The sequence below is a fragment of the Azospira sp. MPR-LB4 genome (genome assembly GCF_058809525.1).
The window spans coordinates 2,992,965-3,015,827 of sequence record NZ_CM179521.1 but is presented as its reverse complement, the minus strand read 5'-3'; the positions used below and the strand labels follow the sequence as shown (position 1 = coordinate 3,015,827).

Below are 22,863 nucleotides of genomic sequence, written 5' to 3'. Positions count from 1 at the left end.
CCATGGACTTCGGACTGTTGCTACGGCGGGCCTCCCTGGTATTCGCCATCGTCGCCATCGGAGCAGGCCTCATGGTCTACTTCCTGCACGACTGGTTCCATAGCGACTTCCTGAACTCCTTCGACGTTGCCCAGCCCCTGGGCGACGCCATCGGCACGGTGATCATCGTCGTCGTCGCCTACCTGGCCCAACGCCTGGTTTCCATCGCCTTCTACCGGGACATGATGTTCGGCCTGGCGCGCAACCAGGAGGTCTTCGCCAGCACCAACACCAACTACCAGGCCGTGGCCGAAGAGGTGGCGGAAGAACTGGCGGCCGTGCCGGCCTTCAACGAGGTGCTGCAGGGCCAGCTGCACAGCGTCATCCAGGCCACCGAAGAGGCGGCCTACCAGATCACGGAGCGACTGCAGGCGGTGGACGGGGTGGTGACCCACCTCAACGAGTTCGTCAGCACCAGTTCCACCGAGTCGAGCCAGATGGTCAACGAGTCGGAAAGCCGCATCGCCGACAACCAGAAGCTCATCGTCGAGATGGGCCTCTACATCGAAAACCGCATCCAGGAAGCCCAGACCGACCAGCAACGGGTGGCCCAGGTGGTGGCCGAGGCCCGCTCCCTGGAATCCCTGACCAAGCTGATCAAGGGCATCGCCAGCCAGACCAACCTGCTGGCCCTCAACGCCGCCATCGAGGCGGCCCGGGCCGGCGAGGCGGGCCGCGGCTTTGCCGTGGTGGCCGACGAGGTGCGCAAGCTCTCCAGCGAAACCGAGGCGGCGGTGACCCAGATCAACCAGGGCATCGTCGGCGTCGCCAGCACCATCGAACAGCAATTCCAGGACAAGCTCTCCCACTCCAACCTGGACCGGGAGCGGGCCGCGCTGCAGCAGTTCGCCACCCAGCTCACCACCCTGGGCCATAGCTACGAGCAGGTCATGCAGCACCAGAGCACGGTGATCGCCACCGTCCAGAGCAGCAGCCAGGAACTGGCGGCCATGTTCATGGATGCGGTGGCCAGCGTGCAGTTCCAGGACGTCACCCGGCAGCAGATCGAAACCACCATCGAAGCCCTGTCCCGACTGCAGCAGCATGCCGCCACCCTGTCCGAACGCCTGCGCCAGGCGGAAAACCCCAATTTCCAGTACCAGCCTTTGTCCGAGCACCTGGACCAGCTGTACAGCCGCTATGTGATGAAACAGCAACGCACCACCCACAAGCAGGCCCTGCACCAGTCCGCCCCCGGCGGCGAGCCGGACCTGCCCCAGGTGGAGCTCTTCTAAGGGGGACTCGTGAGCACCGGCACCCATCGCGTCACCATCCTGGATGACCTGACCATCTACAACGCCCTGACCCAGAAGGCCGCCTTCATGGAAGCCCTGGGCCAGTGCCGCGACCTGGAAATCGACCTGTCCCACGTCGGCGAGGTCGATACCGCAGGCTTCCAGCTGCTGCTGCTGACCAAGCGGGAAGCCGCGCTGCAGAACAAGACCGCCCGCATCGTCGCCCACAGCCCCGCCGTGCGGGAATTGCTGGACTTCTTCAACATGGCCGCCTTCTTCGGCGACCCCCTGGTCATCCCGGCCCGGGAACAGGGCTGAGGAGGAATCATGGACGAACTGACCACCGTATTCGTCACCGAGAGCCGGGAACAGCTGGCCGCCATGGAGGAGGCCCTGCTGCAGCTGGAGGCCAATCCGGAAGACAGCGACCTGATCAACGCCGTGTTCCGCCCGGCCCACACCATCAAGGGCGGCGCCGGCGTCATCGAGTGCAACTTCATCGTCGCCTTCACCCACGTGGCGGAAAACGCCCTGGACAAGCTGCGCAACGGCGACATCAAGGTCAGCAGCGACCTGGTGGCCGTGCTCCTGGGCTGCTGCGACCACATCGGCAACCTGCTCTCCGTGCTGGAGGCCGGCGCCGCCGAACCCGACGAGGACCTGCGGGCCGAGGGCGATTCCCTGCTCTCCCGCCTGCAGCGCGACTGGCTCGACGCCAAGGAAGAGGCCCCGGCGGCCAGCGTGCAGCCCAACCGCCCCCCGGTGGAGAAGGTGGACGACGTCCAGGCTTCCGGCGGCGGCCTGGTGGAAACGGATTTCTGGCACATCTCCCTACGCTTCGGCGCCGGCGTCCTGCGCAACGGCATGGACCCCATTTCCTTCCTGCGCTACCTCTCCACCCTGGGCCAGATCGTGCACATCGAGACCATTCCCGATGCCATGCCCAGCGCCGAGGAGATGGACCCGGAAGCCTGCTACCTGGGCTTCGAGATCAAGTTCAAGAGCGACGCGGACAAGGCCGCCATCGAGGCCGTCTTCGACTTCGTGCGCGACGAATGCACCCTGCACATCCTGCCGCCCAATAGCAAGCTGGCGGACTACATCGCCCTGCTGCAGGCCCTGCCGGAAAACACCATGCGCCTGGGCGAGATCCTAGTGAAGATCGGCGCCCTGACCCAGGCCGAGCTGGACGACGGCCTCAAGCAGCAGCATGCGGTGCCGCCGGAGGAAGGCGGCGAGGAGGCCTCGCCGCCCCTACCCCTGGGTGAAATCCTCATCGAACAGCAGGTGGTGCAGCCCGAGCTGGTGGAAGCCGCCGTCATCAAGCAGAAACAGGTATCGGAGAAGAAGGCCGCCGAAGCGCGCCTGATCCGCATCCAGGCCGACAAGCTGGACCGCCTCATCGACCTGGTGGGGGAACTGGTGATCGCCGGGGCCAGCACCAACCTGCTGGCCAGCCGCGCCGGCCTGTCCGACCTCAACGAAGCTACCTCCCTGCTCAACCGGCTGGTGGAACAGATCCGCGATTCCGCCCTGCAGCTGCGCATGGTGCAGATCGGCGAAACCTTCAACCGCTTCCAGCGGGTGGTGCGGGACGTTTCCAAGGAGCTGGGCAAGGACATCGAGCTGACCATTGCCGGCGGCGAGACCGAACTGGACAAGTCCGTGGTCGAGAAAATCGGCGACCCCCTGATGCACCTGGTGCGCAACGCCATGGACCACGGCATCGAGTCCGCCGAGGTGCGCCAGGCCAAGGGCAAGTCGCCCCGGGGCCGGCTCTCCCTCAACGCCTACCACGACTCCGGCAGCATCGTCATCGACGTGGCCGACGACGGCGGCGGCCTCAACCGGGACAAGATACTCAAGAAGGCCGTGGAAAAGGGCCTGGTCCAGGCCGGCGTCCATCTTTCCGACCAGGAAATCGCCAACCTCATTTTCGAACCCGGCTTCTCCACGGTGGACAAGGTCTCCAACCTCTCCGGCCGCGGCGTCGGCATGGACGTGGTCAAGCGCAACATCCAGGGCCTGCGGGGCCGGGTCGAGGTGCATTCCGAGGAAGGCCATGGCACCCGCTTCTCCATCCGCCTGCCCCTGACCCTGGCCATCATCGACGGCTTCCTGGTGGGGGCCGACCGGGCCTCCTACGTCATTCCCCTGGACATGGTGGTGGAATGCCTGGAGCTTCAGGCCCACGCCACCAGCAGCGGCGAGCGCAACTATCTCAACCTGCGGGGCGAGGTGCTGCCCTTCATCCGTCTGCGGGACCTCTTCGAAATTCCCGGCGAGCCGCCCAAGCGGGAGAACGTGGTGGTGGTCAAGGCAGCCGGCCAGAAGGCGGGGATCGTGGTCGATACCCTGCTGGGCGAATTCCAGACCGTCATCAAGCCCCTCGGCCAACTGTTCCGCCACCTGCGCGGCATCGGCGGCTCCACCATCCTGGGCAGCGGCGACGTGGCCCTGATCCTGGACGTCCAGGCCCTGGCCCAGATCGCCATCGGCAGGGAAGAGCGCAGCCTGGCCGCCCCGTCGTCCGTCAATACACCCCGCATCAGCCAAGTTTAATAATTTCAGGAGAATCAGATGATCGCCAACTTGCGTATCGGCACCCGTCTCGGTATTGCCTTTGCCATCCTCGTCCTGCTCCTCACCGGGGTGGCCGTGCTCTCCGTCACCAAGGCCAACGCCATCAACGACGAGCTCAACGTCATCGTCAAGGACCGCTTCCCCAAGGTGGTCAAGGCCAACGTGATCATCGACATCCTCAATGCCAACGCCCGCGTGGTGCGCAACATGCTGCTGCTGACCAAGGCCGATGACATCAAGCGCGAGGCCGACCGCCTGCCCGACATGAGCAAGCGCATGAGCGAAGAGCTCGACGCCATCTCCAAGATGCCCATGAATGACGAGGAAAAGGCCGTCCTGGCAGAAATCAATGCCGCCCGCGGCCCCTACCGGGACCACCTGGTCAAGGTCATCAAGCTGGCCAATGACGGCGCCCGGGAAGAAGGCACCGCCCTCCTGCTGGGCGACATGCGCAAGTCCTTCAACGACTACATCAAGACCCTGGAAAAGCTGATCGAGCTGGAAACCAAGTCCATGGAGGCTACCGGCAAGTCCGCCGACGAACTGGTGGTGGCCACCCGCAACCAGATCATCACCGTGGGCATCATTGCCGGCCTGCTGGCCATCGTCCTCGGCGTCTTCATCACCCGCAGCATCACCACCCCGCTAAACCAGGCCGTGGGCGTCGCCAACAAGCTCTCCGAAGGCGACCTGACCGTGCGCATCGACGCCTCCAGCAAGGATGAAACCGGCCAGCTGCTCGCCGCCATGCAGGCCATGGTGGCCAAGCTGGCCCAGATCATCGGCGAAGTGCGGGGCGCTGCCGACAACCTCTCCTCCGCTTCCGAGCAGGTGTCCGCCACGGCCCAGTCCCTCTCCCAGTCTTCCAGCGAACAGGCTGCTTCCGTGGAAGAAATCACCTCCACCCTGGAAGAGTCCACCGCCTCCATCAACCAGAACACCGAGAACGCCAAGGTCACCGACAACATGGCCGCCAAGGCCGCCAATGAAGCCAACGAAGGCGGCACGGCGGTGAAGGACACGGTGGTGGCCATGAAGCAGATCGCCGGCAAGATCGGCATCATCGACGACATCGCCTACCAGACCAACCTGCTGGCCCTCAACGCTGCCATCGAGGCCGCCCGGGCCGGCGAGCACGGCAAGGGCTTCGCCGTGGTGGCCGCGGAAGTGCGCAAGCTGGCCGAACGCTCCCAGGTGGCGGCCCAGGAGATCGGCGAACTGGCCGACTCCTCCGTCAAGCTGGCGGAAAAGGCCGGCGGCCTGCTGGACAACATGGTGCCCACCATCCGCAAGACCTCCGACCTGGTGCAGGAAATCGCCTCCGCCTCCGCCGAGCAGTCCGGCGGCATCGCCCAGATCAACCAGGCCATGAACCAGCTGAACCAGGCCACCCAGCAGAACGCCTCCGCTTCCGAAGAGCTGGCGGCGACCGCCGAGGAAATGGGCGGCCAGGCCGAACAGCTGCAGGGCCTGATGCAGTTCTTCCGGGTCGAGGAAGGCCGCAGCGCAGTGGCCTACAGCGCCCGTCCGGCCCAGACCGCCCGCAGCGCGGTGAAGAGCCAGCCGGTCCGCCCCGTGGCCACGGCCGCCCCTGACGAACACGATTTCGAGCGCTTCTGAGGAGGCATAGCCATGGGCAACCTCGTTCCCCAGGCCGGATCGACCCCGGCCAAGACCGGCGATGAGTCCCGCCAGTACCTGACCTTCACCTTGGGCGGGGAAATCTTCGCCCTGGGCATCCTCAACATCAAGGAAATCATCGAGTACGGTAGCCTCACCGAGATTCCCATGATGCCGGGCTTCATCCGCGGGGTGATCAACCTGCGCGGCGCCGTGGTGCCGGTGATCGACCTGGTGGCCCGCTTCGGCGGCACCCCGGCGGCCATCGGCCGCCGCACCTGCATCGTCATCGTGGAGATGGTGCAGATGTCCGAAGGCAGCGAAACCCGCCAGGACATCGGCGTGGTGGTGGACTGCGTGAACGAGGTGCTGGAAATCCCGGCCACCGATATCGAACCGCCGCCCGCCTTCGGCGCCAAGATCCGGGCCGACTTCATCCTCGGCATGGGCAAGGTGGCCGGCAAGTTCGTCATCATCCTCAATGTGGACCGGGTCCTGTCCCTGGAGGAAATGACCTTCCTGGCGGACCTGGGCGGCAGCACTCCCGCAGCCGAACCCAGCGCAGCCTGATGGACGGCCCTTCGGGCATCTCCGATCAGGAGTTCGGCCGCTTCCGGGACCTGATCTACCAGATCGCCGGCATTCAGCTTTCCGACGCGAAAAAGGTGCTCCTGGTGGGGCGCCTTTCCCGCCGGCTCAAGCACTACGGCCTCAGCACCTTCGCCCAGTATTACCAGCTGGTCACTTCGCCCCAGGAAAGCAGGGAGTTGCAGACCATGGTGGACCTGCTGACCACCAACGAGACCTACTTCTTCCGCGAACCCAAGCACTTCGACTACCTGGCCCAGGAAATCCTGCCGCACAAGGCCAAGCCCGGCGTGCCCTTCAACATCTGGAGCGCCGCCTGCTCCAGCGGTGAAGAGCCCTACACCCTGGCCATGGTCCTGGCCGAGCACCTGGGCAACCGGCCCTGGCAGGTGGTCGGCTCGGACATCTCCACCGTGGTCCTGGCCAAGGCCCAGGCCGGCCATTACCCGCTGGAACGGACCGAGGGCATCCCACCCCAGTACCTGAAGAAATACTGCCTGAAGGGCGTCCGCTCCCAGGAGGGAACCCTGCTGGTGGCCAAGGAGCTGCGGGAGCGGGTGCGCTTCCTCCAGGTCAACCTGACCAAGCCGGCGCCAGACCTGGGGCCCTTCGACGTTATTTTCCTGCGTAACGTCATGATCTATTTCGACATGGAAACCAAGCGCAAGGTGGTGGAGAACCTCATCACCCGCCTCAAGCCGGGCGGCACCTTCATCGTCGGTCACTCGGAAAGCCTCAACGGCATCACCGACCGGCTGAAGTGTCTGCGGCCCACCATCTACGAAAAACCCTGATGCCTGCCGACTCCGTCCAGGAGGTGTTCCTCAATCCGGGGGATTTCCACTTCGCCGGCGGCCACACCCGCATCCGGACCCTGCTCGGTTCCTGCGTTTCCATTGCCCTGTGGCATCCGGAAAGGAAGCTCGGCGGCATGTGCCACTTCATCCTGCCGGAACGGGGCCAGCCCGCGGCCGGCCAGGAGCTGGACGGCCGCTACGCCACGGAGGCCATGGGCCTGTTCGACCGGGCCATCGGCCGGGCCGGCACCCGCCCCCAGGACTACCGGGCCAAGATATTCGGGGGAGGCAATATGTTCCCCGGCCGGGAAAACCATGCCGGCATACAAATAGGTCAGCGTAATATAGAGGTTGCGCACCGGCTTCTGGCGGAACGAAAAATCGCCGTCGTTGCCGAACACCTCGGAGGCGCCGGCCATCGCAAGCTGGTCTTCGACATCTGGAGTGGAGACGCCTGGCTGGTATTTCGCGAAGCCGGGACCAATAAGAACTAGGGAAGCCTATGAGCCTCATCAAAGTCATGATCGTGGACGATTCCGCCGTGGTGCGGCAGGTCGTCAAGCAAACGCTGGAAACCGACCCGAGCATCAAGGTGCTGGGCGCCGCCTCCGACCCCCTCTTCGCCATGGAGCACATGAAGCGGGAATGGCCGGACGTGATCGTTCTGGACATCGAGATGCCGCGCATGGACGGCCTCACCTTCCTCAAGAAGATCATGGCCGAGCGTCCGACGCCGGTGGTGATCTGCTCCTCCCTGGCGGAGAAGGGGGCCGAAGCCTCCATGAACGCCCTGGCGGCGGGGGCGGTGGGCATCATCACAAAACCCAAGATGGGCCTCAAGCAGTTCCTCGAAGACGCATCGTCCGACCTGCTCGGCGCCGTCAAGGCCGCCTCCCGCGCCAATGTGCGCAAGATCATCACCTCCACGGCCAGCGGCACCTCCTCCCACGCCGAGCGCATCGCCAATGTGGCCAAGGGCCTCAACATCGCCCCCAAGCTGTCCGCCGACGCGGTCATCTCGGCCGGCGGCCTGGGCAGCGGAGCCTCCATGGTCAAGACCACCGACAAGATCATCGCCATCGGCACTTCCACCGGCGGCACCCAGGCCCTGGAAGCCGTGCTGACCAAGCTGCCGGCCGTCTGCCCGGGCATCGTCATCGTCCAGCACATGCCGGAGAAATTCACCGCCATGTTCGCCGAGCGCCTCAACGGCCTGTGCCAGATCGAGGTGCGGGAAGCCAAGCACGGCGACCGGGTGATCCCGGGCCGGGCCCTCATCGCCCCCGGCGGCAAGCACATGATGCTGACCCGCAGCGGCGCCCAGTACACCGTGGAAGTGGTGGACGGCCCCCTGGTGAACCGCCACCGCCCCTCGGTGGACGTGCTGTTCCGCTCCTGCGCCAAGTTCGCCGGGCGCAACGCCCTGGGCATCATCATGACCGGCATGGGCGACGACGGCGCCCGGGGCCTCAAGGAAATGGTGGATGCGGGGGCCGACACGGTGGCGGAGGACGAATCCACCTGTGTCGTCTTCGGCATGCCCAAGGAAGCCATCAAGCTGGGGGCGGCGCGCACCGTGCTGCCCCTCAACCGCATCCCGGAAGCCATTGTCGCGGCTGGCCGCGGCTGACCATTTATAATGGTTCCTTCCCTGCCCTAGCGAAACCCGAGACATGGAACTGAACGAGCTGCAGCGCGACGCCCTGGTGGAAGCCTTCAATATCGGCGTCGGCCAGGCCGCAGCCAGCCTGGCCAGCATGGTCAATGAGGAGGTCAAGCTGTCGGTGCTGACCCTGCAGCTGATCCCGCGGCACGAGGCCATGCAGCAGTTCAGCTTCCGCCACAGCGACAAGATCTGCGCCGTGGCCCAGCGCTTCTCCGGCGCCTTCGACGCCCAGGGCTTCCTCATCTTCCCCGAGGAAAAGGGCCTGGAAATCGTCCGCCGCATGGTGGGCGACAGCCTCTCCCTGAAGGAGCTGACCGAGCTGGAACAGGAGGCCATGAGCGAGATCGGCAACATCCTGCTCAACGCCTGCGTCGGCACCCTGGCCAACCTCTTCCGCCGCCCCCTCAACAGCACCCTGCCCACCTATCACCTGGGCAGCCCGGACGAGGTGCTGGGCGGCCAGATCCAGGGCAACGACGAAGCGGTGCTCCTGCTGCACATCGACCTGACCCTGGAACAGCACGAGATACAGGGCTATGTGGCCTTCCTCCTCAGCGTCGATTCCATCGCCAACCTGGTGGCCGAGGTGGACAGCTACATCGCCCAGGCCATGGGGGGACGCTGATGGGACATCCGCATCTGGCGGCACCGCTCCTGCTGGAGCTGGCCCACACAGTCAATGCAGGCCTGATCCTGATCGACGCCGAGGGCAAGGTGCAATTGTGGAACCGCTGGCTGGCGGAGCGTTCCGGCGTCAGCGCCCAGGAAATCCAGGGGCGCCGCCTGGAAGAGGTGTTCCCCCACCTGGCCAACAGCCGCCTCGCCCATGCCGTGCAGACCGCCCTGCAGCAGCAGTTGCCGGCCATCCTGTCCCAGACCCTGAACCGGCGGCCCTTTCCCCTGCAGGATCATCTGCACAACGACGCCCACCCCATCGAGCAGGCCATCACCATCGCCCCCCTGGCCCGGGAATCCGGCCATATCCACTGCCTGATCCAGATCCAGGACGTCACCGCGGCGGTAAGGCGGGAACAGCAGTTGCGGGAACAGGCCCAGCAGCTGCAGGCCCTCTCCAACATCGACGGCCTCACCGGCGTTGCCAACCGGCGCAGCTTCGATGCCCGCTTCCAGGAGGAATTCCAGCGGGCCCAGCGCCATGGCAGCGACATTTCGGTGCTCATGCTGGATATCGATTACTTCAAGGAATACAACGACTGCTACGGCCACCAGGCCGGCGACACCTGCCTCACCGTGGTCGCCAACACCCTGCGCCGCTGCCTGCAGCGGGGCGGTGACTTCGTCGCCCGCTACGGCGGCGAGGAGTTTGCGGTGGTGCTGCCGGGCGCCAGCCACGGCGCCGCCTGCAAGCTGGCCAGCAGCCTGCAGCAGGAAATCAGCCGGCTGGGCATTCCCCACGCCAACTCCCACGCCGCCAGCCATCTCAGCATCAGCGTCGGCGTCGCCACCCACACGCCCCAGCGCAATGACCGGGCCCAGGACCTGCTGCGCGGCGCCGACATCGCCCTCTACCAGGCCAAGCGCCAGGGCCGTAACCGGGTGGTCAGCGCCGACGCCCTGGACCTCACGGTCCAGCCCGAAAAGCTGATGTAGGGCCGGCTAGCGCCGGTCGTCCCAGAAGGCCCGGATGTCCGCCGCCGGCATGGGCCGGGCAAAGTAGAAGCCCTGGGCCGAAGCGCAATCGTGGGCCTGCAGGAACTCCAGTTGGGCTTCCGTCTCCACCCCTTCGGCGATCACCGACAGCCCCAGGTTGTGGGCCATCTGGATGATGGTGGCCGTGATCGCCGCCCCCCCGGCGTCGCTGGCGATATCCCGTACGAAAGCCTGGTCGATCTTCAGCTTGTCCAGGGGCAGGCGCTTCAGATAGGCCAGGGAGGAATAGCCGGTGCCGAAATCGTCGATGGAGAGGCGCACCCCCCGGGCCTTGAGCCGGTCCAGCAGGTCCGTGGCGCCCTGGCCCTGGTGCAGCATCATGCTCTCCGTCAACTCCAGCTCCAGCCAGGCCGGCTCCAGGCCGCTTTCCGCCAGGGCCCGCTCCACCGAGGCCTCGAACTGGGGCTGGCGGAACTGCAGGGCGGAAATGTTCACCGCCACCGGCACCGCCGGCATGCCCTGCTCCTGCCAGGCCCGGTTCTGCCGGCAGGCCTCCCCCAGCACCCATTCGCCGATGGGCACGATGAGGCCCGAATCCTCGGCCACGGGAATGAAACGGGCCGGGGAAACCAGGCCCATCTGGGGATGCTGCCAGCGGATCAGGGCCTCGAAACCGATCACCCGGCCGCTGGGCATGTCCACCTGGGGCTGGTAGTAGAGCAGGAATTCCTGCCGCTCCAGGGCGCGGCGCAGGCTGTTCTCCAGGGACAGGCGCTCGAAGACCCGGGCATTCATGTCCGGGGTGAAGAAGTGGAAGCTGTCCCGGCCCGCCTCCTTGCTGTAGTACATGGCGGCATCGGCATTCTTCACCAGGGTCTGGAAATCCCGGCCGTCCTCGGGGAAGACGGCGATGCCGATGCTGGCGGTGATCACCAGTTCGTGCCCGCCCAGCTGGTAGGGGCGGTTGAGGGACTCCAGCAGCTTTTCCGCCACCCGGGCCGCATCCTGGGGCGTCTCGATGGACGGCAGGAGGATGATGAACTCGTCGCCGCCGGGCCGGCTGACCGTGTCGGCGCTGCGCACGCAGGCCTGGATGCGCCGCCCCACCTCCTGCAGCAGCTGGTCACCGACCTGGTGGCCGAGGGAATCGTTGATGTTCTTGAAGCGGTCCAGGTCGATGAACATCAGGGCCAGGGACTCACTGTTGCGCTCGGCCAGGGCAATGGCCTGCTGCAGGCGGTCGTGCAGCAGGGAGCGGTTGGGCAGGCCGGTGAGGTAGTCGTGCTCGGCGAGGAAGCGGATGTGTTCCTCGTTGCGCTTGCGTTCCGAAACATCGGCGAACACGGCCACGTAGTTGCTCACCTCCCCCGCCTCGTCGCGCACGGTGGTGATGGAAAGCCACTCCGGATACACCTCGCCGCCCTTGCGCCGGTTCCATATCTCGCCCTGCCAGGTGCCCGCCGTCTTCAGGTGGTGCCACAGGTTGGCGAAGAAGGCGGCGTCGTGGCGACCCGAATTGAGCACCCGCGGGTCCCGCCCCTGGACCTCGGCCTCGGCGTAGCCGGTGATTTCGACGAAGGCCCGGTTCACCGACATGATGCGGTTGTTGCGGTCGCAGATGACGATGCCCTCGCTGGCCCCCTCGAAGACCTTGGCGGAGAGGCGCAACTGCTCCTCGGCCCGGCGGCGGGCGGTGATGTCGTGGATGATGGAATAGAGCAGGCGGCGCCCCCGCAGCAGCACCGGGCCGCTGTGCACCTCCACCTCCCGCACCTCGCCGCTGGCCAGGCGATGGCGGAAGTTGAAATAGCGGCGCTGCTGCTGGTCCGCCAGGGCCATTTCCGCCCGCACCTCCTCCACCGAGAGCTGGTTGAGCTGGGCGATGTTCATGCGGCGCAGGGTGTCCAGGGGATAGCCGTAGAAGTCGGCCGCCGCCGGATTGGCATCGACGATGGCGCCGTCGCCGGCATCGATCAGCAATTTGATCGAGGTGTTGTTCTCGAACATCTGGCGGTAGCGCTCTTCGCTTTCCCGCAGCACCTCTTCCTGGTGCCGGGCCTGGTCCACATCCTCGATGACGATGATGATGCCCCGCTGGGGCTGCTGGGCGTCGATCTGGCGGGCGTAGAAGTTGGCCCAGAAGAGAGTGCCGTCGGCCCGCCGGAAGCGGCGCAGGAAGTGGGCGACGCGGCCGTCGGCCACGGCCGGATAGAGCTGCTGGCCGAAGTCGGCGAATTCCTCCGGTGTCGGGTAGTAACCCACCACGGTCTGTCCCAGGGCCGTCTCCAGGGAGACGCCGAAAAGCCGCTCGAAAGCCCGGTTGGCCTGGATCAGGCAGCGGTCCCGCACCACCCCGATGACCACCGGGCTGGCGTCGAAGATGGATTCCATCTCGGCGATGCGGCTGCCCAGGTCGTCCCGGGCCTGGCCCAGTTCGTCCAGCAGCAGGTAGAACTCCCGCGCCAGGCCGCCGATTTCGTCCTGGCCCAGGACCGGGTCGGCCAGCTTGCGCGCATGGTCCTGGCGCACCTCCACCACGTGCTGGCGCAGGCGGGAAAGGGGGGCCAGCACCCGGCGCATGGCCAGCCAGGCCAGGACCGCCACCGCCAGGGCCGTCAGCAGCAGGTAATAGACCGTGCCCCAGCGGCCCGTCTCGATGGGGGCGTAGGCCTCCTCCACCGGCAGCAGGGCGCCCAGCACCCAGTCCGTGGACGGCACGGACTTGAAGCTCATCAGCACCCGCTGGCCGTAGCTGGTGGCGCCCTCGTCGCTGCCCTCGAAACCGGCGATGGCCCGGTCGAAAACCGGGTTCTGCCCCGGCGCCGCGTTGGGCTGCAGCACCCGCTCGGGGAAGCGGCTGACCAGGGTGGTGCGGTCCCGGGTGACCAGGACGAAGTGGCCGCTGCGTCCCACCTTGCGCCCGGCCAGGCCGCCGAGGAACTGGGGCTTGAGAATCTGCAGGGTGCCGGAGAGGGAGGCGATGACCCGCCCTTCCCCGTCCAGCACCGGCGCCGTCATGGCCAGGGTGGGCAGGCGGGTGACGCGGCCCAAGAAGGGCCGGGAAACCACCGCCCGCCCCTCCTCCAGGGCCTCCCGGACGTGGGGGAAGGCGGAGACATCGGTGCCCCGGCGCTCGGGCATGACCGGAGAATCGGCGATGACGCGGCCGTCCCGGCCGACCACGATGAGGTCGTCGAAGAGCAGCAGCAGGGAATACTTGTCGTTGAGGAAGGCCTGCAGCTTTTCCGGCTGGCCCAGCATGGCCGGGGTGATGGCGGCGGCGGTGCGGGCCAGGGAGGCCTGGTTGAGCTGGATGCGCTGGTCGATTTCCTCGGCCACCCGGGACACCAGGGAAAACTGCTGGTCGGCGACGGTCTGCTTCAACTGGGCCTGGGCCAAATGCAATTGCACCGCACTGCCCAGCGCCACCAGGAGCACCACCAGTGCCGTGATGGCCAGGGCCATTTTGGTTTTCAGGCTCATCGTTTCTGTCGCCGGCTTCCGTAGAGGGTTACGGGTAGGGATACCCATTACGGAAGCCATATTACCATCGGCGTAGGGGGCGCCAAACCCCTTTAGGGACGCGGCTTCCAGCCCGGCGCCCAGGCTGGAGGGAAGCCCTTGCCGGAGGCCTGCCTCAGGCCAGGGTCACGGCCAGCCGGCCGATGCCCTCCACGCCCCCCACCAGGGTATCGCCCCGCACCACGGTGGAGACGCCGGCCGGAGTGCCGGTGAAGATCAGGTCGCCGGGGGCCAGGCGCAGGAAGGTGGAAAGATTGGCCACCACCTCCGCCACGTTCCAGCTCATCTGGGCCAGATCGCCCGATTGGCGCCGCTCGCCATTGACCTCCAGCCAGATGGCGCCACTGGCGGGGTGTCCGGCCTGGGCGGCCGGGACAATGGCGCCAATAGGGCCGGACTGGTCGAAGCCCTTGCCCATGTCCCACGGGTGGGCCTTTTCCTTGGCCTTCTGCTGCTGGTCGCGGCGGGTCAGGTCGAAGCCCACGGCATAGCCGAAGACGCCCTCCAGGGCCGCCGCCACCGGGACGTTGAGTCCCCGCTGACCCAGCTCGGCGATGCGGGGGCCGAGGGCCACCACCAGTTCCACCTCGTGCTGCAGGTTGTTGGTGGCGGGCGGATAGGCCACCGTGGCGGCGGAGCCGTCCGCCACCGGCACCAGGGCATCGGCCGGCTTGCTGAAGAAGAACGGCGGCTCCCGGGTATCGGCGCCCATTTCCCGGGCGTGGTCGGCGTAGTTGCGGCCGACGCAATAGACCCGGCGCACCGGGAAGCGGGCCTGGCTGCCGGCAATGGCCAGGGCAACGACAGGCGGCGGAGTGAACAGGTAATCCATGGCAGCAGGCTTTCTCCGGTCAGACCGGGTTGTCGATATCGATGAACTGGCAGTGCAGGCCGAAACGCTCGGCCAGGTGGGCCGCCAGGGCCCGGGCGCCGCCCCGCTCGGTGGCGTGGTGGCCGCAGGCCAGGTAGGGGACGCCGCATTCCCGGGCCAGATGGGTGTTCTGCTCGGAAATCTCGCCGGAAATGTAGGCATCCAGCCCCAGGGCCACGGCCTGCTCGAAATAGCCCTGGGCGCCGCCGGAGCACCAGCCGAGACGACTCACCAGCTTGTCTTGCGGGCCCACCAGCTGCACCGGGCGCCCCAGCAGGGTGCCGGTTCGGGCCGCCAGTTCCCCGGCGCTGAGCGGCTCGGGCAGGCGGCCGTACCAGGCGATGTCCTGCTCGCCGAAGCTGCCTTCCGGCTGCCAGCCACAGAGCCGGGCCAGCTGGGCGTTGTTGCCCAGTTCCGGATGGGCGTCCAGGGGCAGGTGGTAAGCGATGAGGTTGAGGTCGTGCTGCATGAGGGTGGCCATGCGCCGCTTGCGAAAGCCGGTGAGGCGCCCGTCCTCGTTCTTCCAGAACCAGCCGTGGTGCACCAGCACGGCATCGGCGCCCTGGGCCACGGCCGCATCGAGCAGGGCCTGGCTGGCGGTGACGCCGGCCACCAGACGGCCGATCTCGGCCTTGCCTTCCACTTGCAAACCGTTTGGGCAATAATCCCGAAACCGGCCCGCTTCCAGCAGTTCATCGAGATAGCGCGTCAATTCTTCACGTTTCATGGGTGCGACCTTTTTCCTTCATGCGTAAGACCTGGTTGATTTTTGCACAAACGGTAACGGTGAGTCTCGCCGTACTGTTCGTCATCAGCACCCTCAAACCCGAATGGCTGGGCCATCGGGCCAGCGTGGTGGCCCTGCAGGAGGCCGCGCCGGCCGCCGCCGACGGCGGTGCCGGCCTCGGCGGTTTCCGCGAGGCGGTGCGCCGCTCCCTGCCCTCGGTGGTCTATATCTTCACCAGCAAGGAAGTGAAGAGCAGCCGCCACCCCCTCTTCGACGACCCGGTGTTCCGCCACTTCTTCGGCGACCGTTTCGACAACGAGCCCCAGCGCTCCTCCGGCCTGGGCTCCGGCGTCATCGTCAGCCCCGAAGGCTACATCCTCACCAACTACCACGTGGTGGAGGCCGCCGACGACATCGAGGTGGCGGTCAACGACGGGCGCAAGCTCAAGGCCAAGGTCATCGGCAGCGACCCCGAGACCGACCTGGCGGTGCTCAAGGTCAATGCGGACAAGCTGCCGGCCATCGTCTTCGGCCAGATGGACGGCATCCGGGTCGGCGACGTGGTGCTGGCCATCGGCAACCCCTTCGGCGTCGGCCAGACCGTGACCATGGGCATCGTCTCCGCCCTGGGCCGCTCCCACCTGGGCATCAACACCTTCGAGAATTTCATCCAGACCGACGCCGCCATCAACCCGGGCAACTCCGGCGGCGCCCTGGTGGACGCCCAGGGCAACCTGATCGGCATCAACACCGCCATCTACTCCCGCTCCGGCGGCTCCCTCGGCATCGGCTTTGCCATCCCCGTCTCCACCGCCAAGAGCATCATGGAGCAGATCATCCAGACCGGCACCGTGACCCGGGGCTGGATCGGCGTCGAGGCCCAGGAAATCACCGCCGAGCTGGCCGAGTCCTTCGGCCTGCCCGATGCCAGCGGCGCCCTCATCGCCGGCGTCCTGCGCGGCAGCCCAGCCGACGGCGCCGGCATCAAGCCCGGCGACATCCTGCTGGCGGTGGGTGGCAAGGAGGTGAAGGATCCACAGGTGATGCTGGACCTCATCGCCGAACTCAAGCCCGGCGCCAGCGTGCCCTTCAAGCTGCGCCGCAACCAGAGCCTGCTGGAACCCCAGGTCAGGATCGGCAAGCGCCCGCCCATGCGGCGCGACCCCGACCAGTAAGCCCCGCCTCCCGGAGACGTCCCATGTGCCAGTTGCTCGGCATGAACTGCAATGTCCCCACGGACATCTGCTTTTCCTTCACCGGATTCCAGGCCCGGGGAGGCCTCACCGACGTCCATGCGGACGGCTGGGGCATCGCCTTCTTCGAGGGCAAGGGCACCCGGGTCTTCCTCGACCCGGAACCCTCGGCCCACTCCCCGGTGGCGGCCCTGGTGCGCCAGTATCCGATCCGCTCGCGCAACGTCATCGCCCACATCCGCAAAGCCACCCAAGGCGTGGTGGCCCTGGAGAACACCCATCCCTTCATGCGCGAACTGTGGGGCCGTTACTGGATCTTCGCCCACAACGGCAACCTGCTGGACTTCGCCCCGCCCCTGGACGGCAGCGTCATGCCCGTGGGCAACACGGACAGCGAACGGGCCTTCTGCTGGCTGCTGACCGCCCTGCGCCGGCGCTTCGGCGACCAGGCGCCGCCCACCGCCGAACTCTTCGCCGCCCTCACCGAACTGAGCGTGGACCTGGGCAGCCGCGGCGAATGCAATTTCCTGCTCTCCAACGGTGACTGGCTGTTTGCCCACTGCTCCACCCAGCTCACCTACATCGTGCGCCGGGCCCCCTTCGCCAAGGCCCACCTGACGGACCAGGACGTGACCGTGGACTTCAGCGAGGTGACCACGCCCAACGACCGGGTGGCGGTGATCGCCACCCAGCCCCTGACCGACGACGAGGTCTGGACGCCCCTGCCCCCGGGCAGCCTGTGGTGGTTCGAGGAGGGGGAAGTGCGGGCCTCGGCCCCGACCGTGGCCGGCCCGGCGGAGAAATGCCGCTACCACTGCGGCGGCGGCTGACCGGGCGGAGCGCAAAAACAAAGGGCCCCGCAGGGCCCTTTTTCATTGCTGCCGGCACTAACTGCCGGTTCAGTCCTGCTTCCGTTCCGGCGCCTGGCTGTGGCCCAGGGCCTGGTCCATTTCGCCGGCGCTCATGGGCTGCCAGTCGGCGGCAGGAGCGGCCGCGGGGGCCGGATCGCTGGGCGCCGGCGCCGCCACCTCGGGCTGGGGCCGGCGGCCGATGAGGCTGGCCAGGATGATGCCCAGTTCGTAGAGCAGCCACAGGGGCACCGCCAGCATGATCTGGGAAAGCACGTCGGGCGGGGTGAACACGGCGCCGATGATGAAGGCGCCGACAATGACGTAGGGCCGCCATTCCTTCAGCTTGGCGATATCCACCAGGCCGATGCGCACCAGGACGATGACGATCACCGGCACCTCGAAAGTGACGCCGAAGGCGACGAAGGTGGACAGGACGAAGGACAGGTACTTGTCGATGTCCGTCATCCAGGCCACCCCTTCCGGCGCCACCTTGGCCATGAAGCCGAATACCGTGGGGAACACCAGGAAATAGGCGAAGGCCATGCCGCTGAAGAAGAGCAGCACGGAGGCGAAGACCAGGGGCAACACTAGCCGCTTCTCGTGGGAATAGAGGCCGGGGGCGACGAAGGCCCAGGCCTGGAACAGCACATAGGGCAGGGCGATGAGGAAGGCCACCATCAGGGTGATCTTCATCGGCACCAGGAACACGCCCACCACGTCGGTAGCGATCATCTGGCCGCCGACGGGCAGGGAGGCCAGCAGGGGGTTGGCCAGCAGGGTGTAGAGTTCCCGGGACCAGGGGAAGAGGCAGACGAAGACCACCAGCACGGCCAGCAGGGCCCGGATCAGGCGGTCCCGCAGCTCCACCAGGTGGGAGAGGAAGGATTCTTCGGCGGCGCCGCTCTCTTGGCTGTCGAGACTCATGGGGGCAATCAGGCTTTCGGCGCCTCAGCCGGGGCGGCTGCGGCAGCTTCCGCGGCAGGCGCAGCGGCGGCGGGCGGTGGTACTTCCGCTGCCGCCACCGTTTCGGCCGGCGGCTGGATGGCGTTGTTGAGGGACTGCTCCGTGCTGGAGAGCCCCTGCTGAATGGAATTTTCGAAACTGCGGGCCGAATCCTGCACCTGGGTCTGCAGCTTCTTCAGTTCTTCCAGCTGCATTTCCCGGTTGATGTCGGACTTCACGTCATTCACGTAACGCTGCAGACGCCCAAGCAGATGGCCGGCCGTGCGCGCCACCTTGGGCAGGCGCTCGGGGCCGATGACGATCAGCGCCACCACGGCGATGACGATTAGCTCGGAAAAACCGATATCAAACATAGGTCAGGCAACCAGGAAAAAGGAAACCGGGGCCGGGGAGACAGACGATCTCCGCCAATCCCCGGCCGGAGGGACGGTTCAGGACTTGGTCTTTTCCTTGACCTCGCCCTCGATGGTCTGGCCGCCGGCGACCTGCTGGGGCGGCGTGGTGCCGCCTTCGGCGGTGCCTTCCTTGATGCCGTCCTTGAAGCCCTTCACCGCGCCGCCCAGGTCCTGGCCGATATTGCGCAGTTTCTTGGTGCCGAAAACCAGCATGACGATCACCAGAACGATGAGCCAGTGCCAAATGCTAAAGCTACCCATATCAGTCTCCTTGAATTCGTTTCAGCATCGGCCCCACGGGAGCGTCGCCCCCGACGATGTGGGCGTGCAGGTGCGGTACTTCCTGCTGGCCGATGCGGCCGGTGTTGATGATGACGCGGAAGCCCTCGGGGCTGCCTTGATCGACCGCAATTTTGTTGGCCACCGCCAGCAGGCGCCCCAGCACCGGCGCATCGGCCTCGCTGGCATGGGCCAGGGATTCGATGTGGCGCTTGGGAATCACCAGCACATGGACCGGCCGCAAGGGATTGATGTCGTGGAAGGCGAACACGTGCTCGTCCTCGTACACCTTGCGCGAGGGAATCTCGCCGCGCACGATCTTGCAGAAAATGCAGTTGTCCATATCAGGTCCGGATGGCTTGAAAAATCGCGGGGAGCCGCATCATTTCGTGCGGGAAGCCTTTTCGTCAATCCCGGAAATACCCTCACGACGGCGCATTTCCTGGGACACGTCCTCGATGGACAGGCCGTAGAAGGCCAGCAGCACCAGGATGTGGTAGATGACGTCGGTGGATTCCCAGACGATGTTGAGGCGCTTGCCTTCCTTGCCGGCCATGATCAGCTCGGCGCATTCCTCGCCGATCTTCTTCAGGATGGAGTCCGGGCCCTTGGAAAAGAGCTGGGCGGTGTAGGAAGTCTCCGGGTCCGCGTTGCGGCGGGAAGCCAGGGTGTCGGAGAGGCGATGCAGGATGTCGTGAGTGCTCATTTTGCGTAAATTTCCTTCGGGTCTTTGAGAACCGGGTCGGCCGGAATCCAGCGATCGCCTTCCCGCCGGTAGAAGAAACAGCTTTCGCGGCCGGTGTGGCAGGCGATGCCGCCTTCCTGCTCGACGCTGAGCAGGACCACATCGCCGTCGCAGTCGGCGCGCATTTCCTTGACGTGCTGGAAGTGGCCCGATTCCTCGCCCTTGCGCCAGACCTTGTTGCGGGAACGGCTCCAGTAGGTGGCGCGGCCGGTACGGGCGGTTTCTGCCAGGGTTTCCCGGTTGGCGTAGGCGAACATGATGACGCGGCCGCTGGCGGCGTCCTGGGCGATCACCGGAATGGTGCCGTCGGCGCCGAACTTGAGGGCGTCCAGCCAGGACAGGGAGGGATCGAGATCGTGGCTCATGGTTTGCCTAGAGGCGCACCTCGATGCCCCGGTCGCGCATGTATTCCTTGGCCTGGCGCACCGTGTATTCGCCGAAGTGGAAGATGGAGGCGGCCAGCACCGCATCGGCACCGCCCTGGGTGACGCCGTCGGCCAGGTGCTGCAGGTTGCCGACGCCGCCGGAGGCGATCACGGGAATGGCCACCGCATCGGAGACCGCCCGGGTCAGGGCCAGGTCGAAGCCGTTCTTGGTGCCGTCCCGGTCCATGGAGGTGAGCAGGATCTCGCCGGCGCCCCGGGTCGCCACATCCTTGGCCCAGGTCACCACGTCGATGCCGGTGTTGTTGCGGCCGCCGTGGGTGAACACGCACCACTGGCCCGGCGCCGTCTGCTTGGCGTCGATGGCGACGACGATGCACTGGGAGCCCACCTTGGCCGAGGCGTCGGACACCAGGTCCGGATTCTGCACGGCGGCAGTGTTCATGGAGACCTTGTCGGCGCCGGCGTTGAGCAGGCGGCGCACGTCCTCCACCTTGCGCACGCCACCGCCCACCGTCAGGGGGATGAACACCTGGGAGGCGCAGGCCTCGATGATGTGCAGGATGATGTCGCGCTGGTCGGAGCTGGCGGTGATGTCGAGGAAGGTGACTTCGTCGGCGCCCTGCTCGTCGTAGCGGCGGGCGATTTCCACCGGGTCACCGGCATCCCGCAGTTCGACGAAATTGGTGCCCTTGACGACGCGACCGGCGGTCACGTCCAGGCAGGGGATGATGCGTTTGGCCAGCGCCATTACTTGCCGGCCTTGTCTGCTGCTTCCTGGGCCGCCTTGAAGTCCAGGGAGCCGTCGTAGATGGCCCGGCCGGCGATGGTGCCGACCACGCCTTCGCCTTCCACTTCGCACAGCTTGCGGATGTCGTCCAGGTTGGAGAGGCCGCCGGAGGCGATGACGGGAATCTTCAGGGCCTGGGCCAGCTTCACCGTGGCTTCGATATTGATGCCGGAGAGCATGCCGTCGCGGCCGATGTCGGTGTAGATGATGGATTCGACACCGTAGTCCTCGTACTTCTTGGCCAGGTCGATAACGTCGTGGCCGGTCAGCTTGGACCAGCCGTCCACCGCCACCTTGCCGTCCTTGGCATCCAGGCCGACGATGATGTGGCCGGGGAAGGCGACGCAGGCGTCATGCAGGAAACCAGGATTCTTCACCGCGGCGGTGCCGATGATGACGTAGGTGAGGCCGGCATCGAGGCAGCGCTCGATGGTGTCCAGGTCGCGAATGCCGCCGCCCAGTTGCACCGGAATCTCGTCGCCCACTTCCTTGAGGATGGCCTTGATGGCCCCCTGGTTCTTCGGCTGGCCGGCAAAGGCGCCGTTGAGGTCCACCAGGTGCAGGCGGCGGGCGCCCTGGTCCAGCCAGTGGCGGGCCTGCTCGGCGGGAGACTCGGAAAAGACGGTCGCCTCTTCCATCAGGCCTTGCTTGAGACGGACGCACTGGCCGTCCTTCAGGTCAATCGCGGGAATGATCAGCATGATCGCGAATACGTAGAGAGAGTAAGTCGGAGGGGATGCCGGCGGCCGTCAGGGCTGCCAGCGGATGAAGTTGCGCAGCAGGGCGAGGCCGTCGCGGGCGCTCTTTTCCGGGTGGGACTGGATCGCAAAAATATTATCCCGGGCCACCGCACAGGTAAAGGGGATGCCGTAGTCGGCTGTGCCCGCCACCACGGCCGGGTCTTCCGGGGTCACGTAGTAGCTGTGCACGAAGTAGAAGCGGGCGCCGTCCTCGATGCCTTCCCACAGGGCGTGGGGCCGGGTGTGGCGCACCTGGTTCCAGCCCATGTGGGGCACCTTGAGGCGGCTGCCGTCGGCGGCCACCATCTTGTCGGCGGGGAAACGGCGCACCTGGCCGGCGAAAACGCCCAGGCCGGGCACGTCGCCCTCTTCACTGTGCTCGAAGAGCATCTGCAGGCCGATGCAAATGCCGAGGAAGGGCTTGTCCTTGGCGGCCTGCAGCACGGCGGGGCGCAGGCCCCGGGCGTCCAGTTCGGCCATGCAGTCGGGCATGGCGCCCTGGCCGGGGAAGACCACCCGCTCGGCGGCGGCGACCACCGCCGGATCGGCGGTGACCACCACTTCCCTGCCTTCGGCCACGTGCTCCAGGGCCTGCCAGACGGAGCGCAGGTTGCCCATGCCGTAGTCGATGACGGCGATCTTGCCCATTACAGCGCCCCCTTGGTGGAGGGAATGACGCCGGCAGTGCGCGGGTCCGGGCTCACCGCCATGCGCAGGGCGCGGGCGAAGGCCTTGAACACGGTCTCGCACTGGTGGTGGGCGTTCTCGCCGCGCAGGTTGTCCACGTGCAGGGTGATGAAGGCATGGTTCACCAGGCCCTGGAAGAATTCGTGCACCAGTTCCGTATCCAGGGTGCCGAGCATGGCCCGCTTGAAGTCCACATGGAACTCCAGGCCGGGGCGGCCGGAAAGGTCCACCACGACGCGGGACAGGGCTTCGTCCAGGGGCACGTAGGCGTGGCCGTAGCGGGTCAGGCCCTTCTTGTCGCCCAGGGCCTGGGTGAGGGCCTGGCCGATGGCGATGCCGATGTCTTCCACCGTGTGGTGACCGTCGATGTGCAGGTCGCCCTTGGCCTCCACCTCCAGATCGATCAGGCCGTGGCGGGCGATCTGGTCCAGCATGTGGTCGAGGAAGGGAATGCCGGAATTGAGCTTGGCACAGCCGGTGCCGTCCAGATTGAGACGGACCGTGATCTGGGTTTCGAGGGTATTTCGGGAAACTTCGGCTTGCCGCATGGGAGCACCGTTGAATGGGTAAGTCGGAAA

Annotated in this window: 25 protein-coding genes; 12 read left to right on the top strand and 13 right to left on the bottom strand. The window is 66.4% G+C overall.

Annotated elements, in window-relative coordinates; genetic code table 11:
• Positions 1-2 precede the first annotated feature (2 nt).
• From AC3QLZ_RS14230 to AC3QLZ_RS14185, 10 genes are read left to right on the top strand one after another with little or no spacing between them, the layout of a single operon-like run.
• A complete protein-coding gene (locus AC3QLZ_RS14230; RefSeq protein ID WP_014236535.1) occupies positions 3-1,274 on the top strand; it encodes a methyl-accepting chemotaxis protein in 1,272 nt (423 codons plus the stop codon).
• 9 nt (positions 1,275-1,283) lie between these two features.
• Entirely contained in the window at positions 1,284-1,592 is a 309-nt protein-coding gene (locus AC3QLZ_RS14225; protein ID WP_014236534.1) for an STAS domain-containing protein, read from the top strand.
• A gap of 9 nt (positions 1,593-1,601) precedes the next feature.
• The gene (locus AC3QLZ_RS14220) at positions 1,602-3,836 is read left to right on the top strand and encodes a chemotaxis protein CheA (protein WP_014236533.1); all 2,235 of its coding nucleotides are present in this window, start codon (positions 1,602-1,604) and stop codon (positions 3,834-3,836) included.
• A gap of 18 nt (positions 3,837-3,854) precedes the next feature.
• Complete coding sequence (locus AC3QLZ_RS14215; protein ID WP_014236532.1) at positions 3,855-5,477, top strand: methyl-accepting chemotaxis protein; 1,623 nt, start codon at positions 3,855-3,857, stop codon at positions 5,475-5,477.
• Positions 5,478-5,489: 12 nt separating this feature from the next.
• Positions 5,490-6,047, top strand: a complete 558-nt coding sequence (locus AC3QLZ_RS14210; RefSeq protein WP_014236531.1) for a chemotaxis protein CheW — start codon at positions 5,490-5,492, stop codon at positions 6,045-6,047.
• On the top strand, positions 6,047-6,859 hold the full coding sequence (locus AC3QLZ_RS14205) for a CheR family methyltransferase (protein ID WP_014236530.1): 813 nt from the start codon (positions 6,047-6,049) through the stop codon (positions 6,857-6,859). The genes AC3QLZ_RS14210 and AC3QLZ_RS14205 overlap by 1 nt, the downstream gene beginning before the upstream one ends.
• Positions 6,859-7,356, top strand: coding sequence for a chemotaxis protein CheD (locus tag AC3QLZ_RS14200; protein WP_014236529.1), 498 nt, complete (start codon positions 6,859-6,861; stop codon positions 7,354-7,356). The genes AC3QLZ_RS14205 and AC3QLZ_RS14200 overlap by 1 nt, the downstream gene beginning before the upstream one ends.
• Positions 7,357-7,364: 8 nt before the next feature.
• Complete coding sequence (locus AC3QLZ_RS14195) at positions 7,365-8,492, top strand: protein-glutamate methylesterase/protein-glutamine glutaminase (protein WP_014236528.1); 1,128 nt, start codon at positions 7,365-7,367, stop codon at positions 8,490-8,492.
• 43 nt (positions 8,493-8,535) lie between these two features.
• Positions 8,536-9,153 (top strand): chemotaxis protein CheC, encoded by a 618-nt coding sequence (locus AC3QLZ_RS14190; RefSeq protein ID WP_014236527.1) that lies wholly within the window; start codon positions 8,536-8,538, stop codon positions 9,151-9,153.
• Positions 9,153-10,139, top strand: coding sequence for a GGDEF domain-containing protein (locus tag AC3QLZ_RS14185; RefSeq protein ID WP_014236526.1), 987 nt, complete (start codon positions 9,153-9,155; stop codon positions 10,137-10,139). Before AC3QLZ_RS14190 ends, AC3QLZ_RS14185 begins: the two co-directional genes overlap by 1 nt.
• A 6-nt stretch (positions 10,140-10,145) precedes the next feature.
• Here AC3QLZ_RS14185 and AC3QLZ_RS14180 read toward each other — a convergent pair whose 3' ends face one another.
• The 3 genes from AC3QLZ_RS14180 to AC3QLZ_RS14170 all read right to left on the bottom strand — a co-directional run bounded on the left by AC3QLZ_RS14180 (position 10,146) and on the right by AC3QLZ_RS14170 (position 15,259).
• A complete protein-coding gene (locus AC3QLZ_RS14180; protein WP_014236525.1) occupies positions 10,146-13,622 on the bottom strand; it encodes a bifunctional diguanylate cyclase/phosphodiesterase in 3,477 nt (1,158 codons plus the stop codon).
• Positions 13,623-13,776: 154 nt separating this feature from the next.
• Positions 13,777-14,493, bottom strand: a complete 717-nt coding sequence (locus AC3QLZ_RS14175; RefSeq protein ID WP_014236524.1) for a fumarylacetoacetate hydrolase family protein — start codon at positions 14,491-14,493, stop codon at positions 13,777-13,779.
• Between the two features lie 19 nt (positions 14,494-14,512).
• Positions 14,513-15,259, bottom strand: coding sequence for a Nif3-like dinuclear metal center hexameric protein (locus AC3QLZ_RS14170; protein WP_014236523.1), 747 nt, complete (start codon positions 15,257-15,259; stop codon positions 14,513-14,515).
• Between the two features lie 20 nt (positions 15,260-15,279).
• Here AC3QLZ_RS14170 and AC3QLZ_RS14165 point away from each other — a divergent pair, with 20 nt between their 5' ends.
• Both AC3QLZ_RS14165 and AC3QLZ_RS14160 read left to right on the top strand, forming a co-directional pair.
• On the top strand, positions 15,280-16,434 hold the full coding sequence (locus AC3QLZ_RS14165) for a Do family serine endopeptidase (RefSeq protein WP_014236522.1): 1,155 nt from the start codon (positions 15,280-15,282) through the stop codon (positions 16,432-16,434).
• Positions 16,435-16,457: 23 nt separating this feature from the next.
• Positions 16,458-17,282 (top strand): class II glutamine amidotransferase, encoded by an 825-nt coding sequence (locus AC3QLZ_RS14160; protein ID WP_014236521.1) that lies wholly within the window; start codon positions 16,458-16,460, stop codon positions 17,280-17,282.
• 69 nt (positions 17,283-17,351) lie between these two features.
• Here the strand turns inward: AC3QLZ_RS14160 and tatC are convergent, their stop codons facing one another.
• The 10 genes from tatC to hisB all read right to left on the bottom strand — a co-directional run bounded on the left by tatC (position 17,352) and on the right by hisB (position 22,833).
• Positions 17,352-18,227 (bottom strand): twin-arginine translocase subunit TatC, encoded by an 876-nt coding sequence (tatC, locus tag AC3QLZ_RS14155; RefSeq protein WP_014236520.1) that lies wholly within the window; start codon positions 18,225-18,227, stop codon positions 17,352-17,354.
• An 8-nt stretch (positions 18,228-18,235) separates the two neighbouring features.
• Positions 18,236-18,619, bottom strand: coding sequence for a Sec-independent protein translocase protein TatB (tatB, locus tag AC3QLZ_RS14150; RefSeq protein WP_014236519.1), 384 nt, complete (start codon positions 18,617-18,619; stop codon positions 18,236-18,238).
• A 78-nt stretch (positions 18,620-18,697) separates the two neighbouring features.
• Positions 18,698-18,922 carry a Sec-independent protein translocase subunit TatA gene (gene tatA / locus AC3QLZ_RS14145; RefSeq protein ID WP_014236518.1) on the bottom strand — a complete coding sequence of 75 codons (225 nt, stop codon included), beginning with the start codon at positions 18,920-18,922 and terminating at the stop codon, positions 18,698-18,700.
• Position 18,923: 1 nt separating this feature from the next.
• Complete coding sequence (locus AC3QLZ_RS14140) at positions 18,924-19,283, bottom strand: histidine triad nucleotide-binding protein (protein WP_014236517.1); 360 nt, start codon at positions 19,281-19,283, stop codon at positions 18,924-18,926.
• Between the two features lie 39 nt (positions 19,284-19,322).
• Positions 19,323-19,646 (bottom strand): phosphoribosyl-ATP diphosphatase, encoded by a 324-nt coding sequence (locus AC3QLZ_RS14135; RefSeq protein ID WP_014236516.1) that lies wholly within the window; start codon positions 19,644-19,646, stop codon positions 19,323-19,325.
• Positions 19,643-20,050, bottom strand: a complete 408-nt coding sequence (gene hisI / locus AC3QLZ_RS14130) for a phosphoribosyl-AMP cyclohydrolase (protein WP_014236515.1) — start codon at positions 20,048-20,050, stop codon at positions 19,643-19,645. The genes AC3QLZ_RS14135 and hisI overlap by 4 nt, the downstream gene beginning before the upstream one ends.
• A gap of 7 nt (positions 20,051-20,057) precedes the next feature.
• Complete coding sequence (gene hisF / locus AC3QLZ_RS14125; RefSeq protein ID WP_014236514.1) at positions 20,058-20,819, bottom strand: imidazole glycerol phosphate synthase subunit HisF; 762 nt, start codon at positions 20,817-20,819, stop codon at positions 20,058-20,060.
• Positions 20,819-21,559, bottom strand: a complete 741-nt coding sequence (gene hisA, locus AC3QLZ_RS14120) for a 1-(5-phosphoribosyl)-5-[(5-phosphoribosylamino)methylideneamino]imidazole-4-carboxamide isomerase (protein ID WP_014236513.1) — start codon at positions 21,557-21,559, stop codon at positions 20,819-20,821. Before hisA ends, hisF begins: the two co-directional genes overlap by 1 nt.
• A gap of 48 nt (positions 21,560-21,607) precedes the next feature.
• Entirely contained in the window at positions 21,608-22,246 is a 639-nt protein-coding gene (gene hisH, locus AC3QLZ_RS14115; protein WP_014236512.1) for an imidazole glycerol phosphate synthase subunit HisH, read from the bottom strand.
• Positions 22,246-22,833 carry an imidazoleglycerol-phosphate dehydratase HisB gene (gene hisB / locus AC3QLZ_RS14110; protein ID WP_014236511.1) on the bottom strand — a complete coding sequence of 196 codons (588 nt, stop codon included), beginning with the start codon at positions 22,831-22,833 and terminating at the stop codon, positions 22,246-22,248. The genes hisH and hisB overlap by 1 nt, the downstream gene beginning before the upstream one ends.
• Positions 22,834-22,863 lie beyond the last annotated feature (30 nt).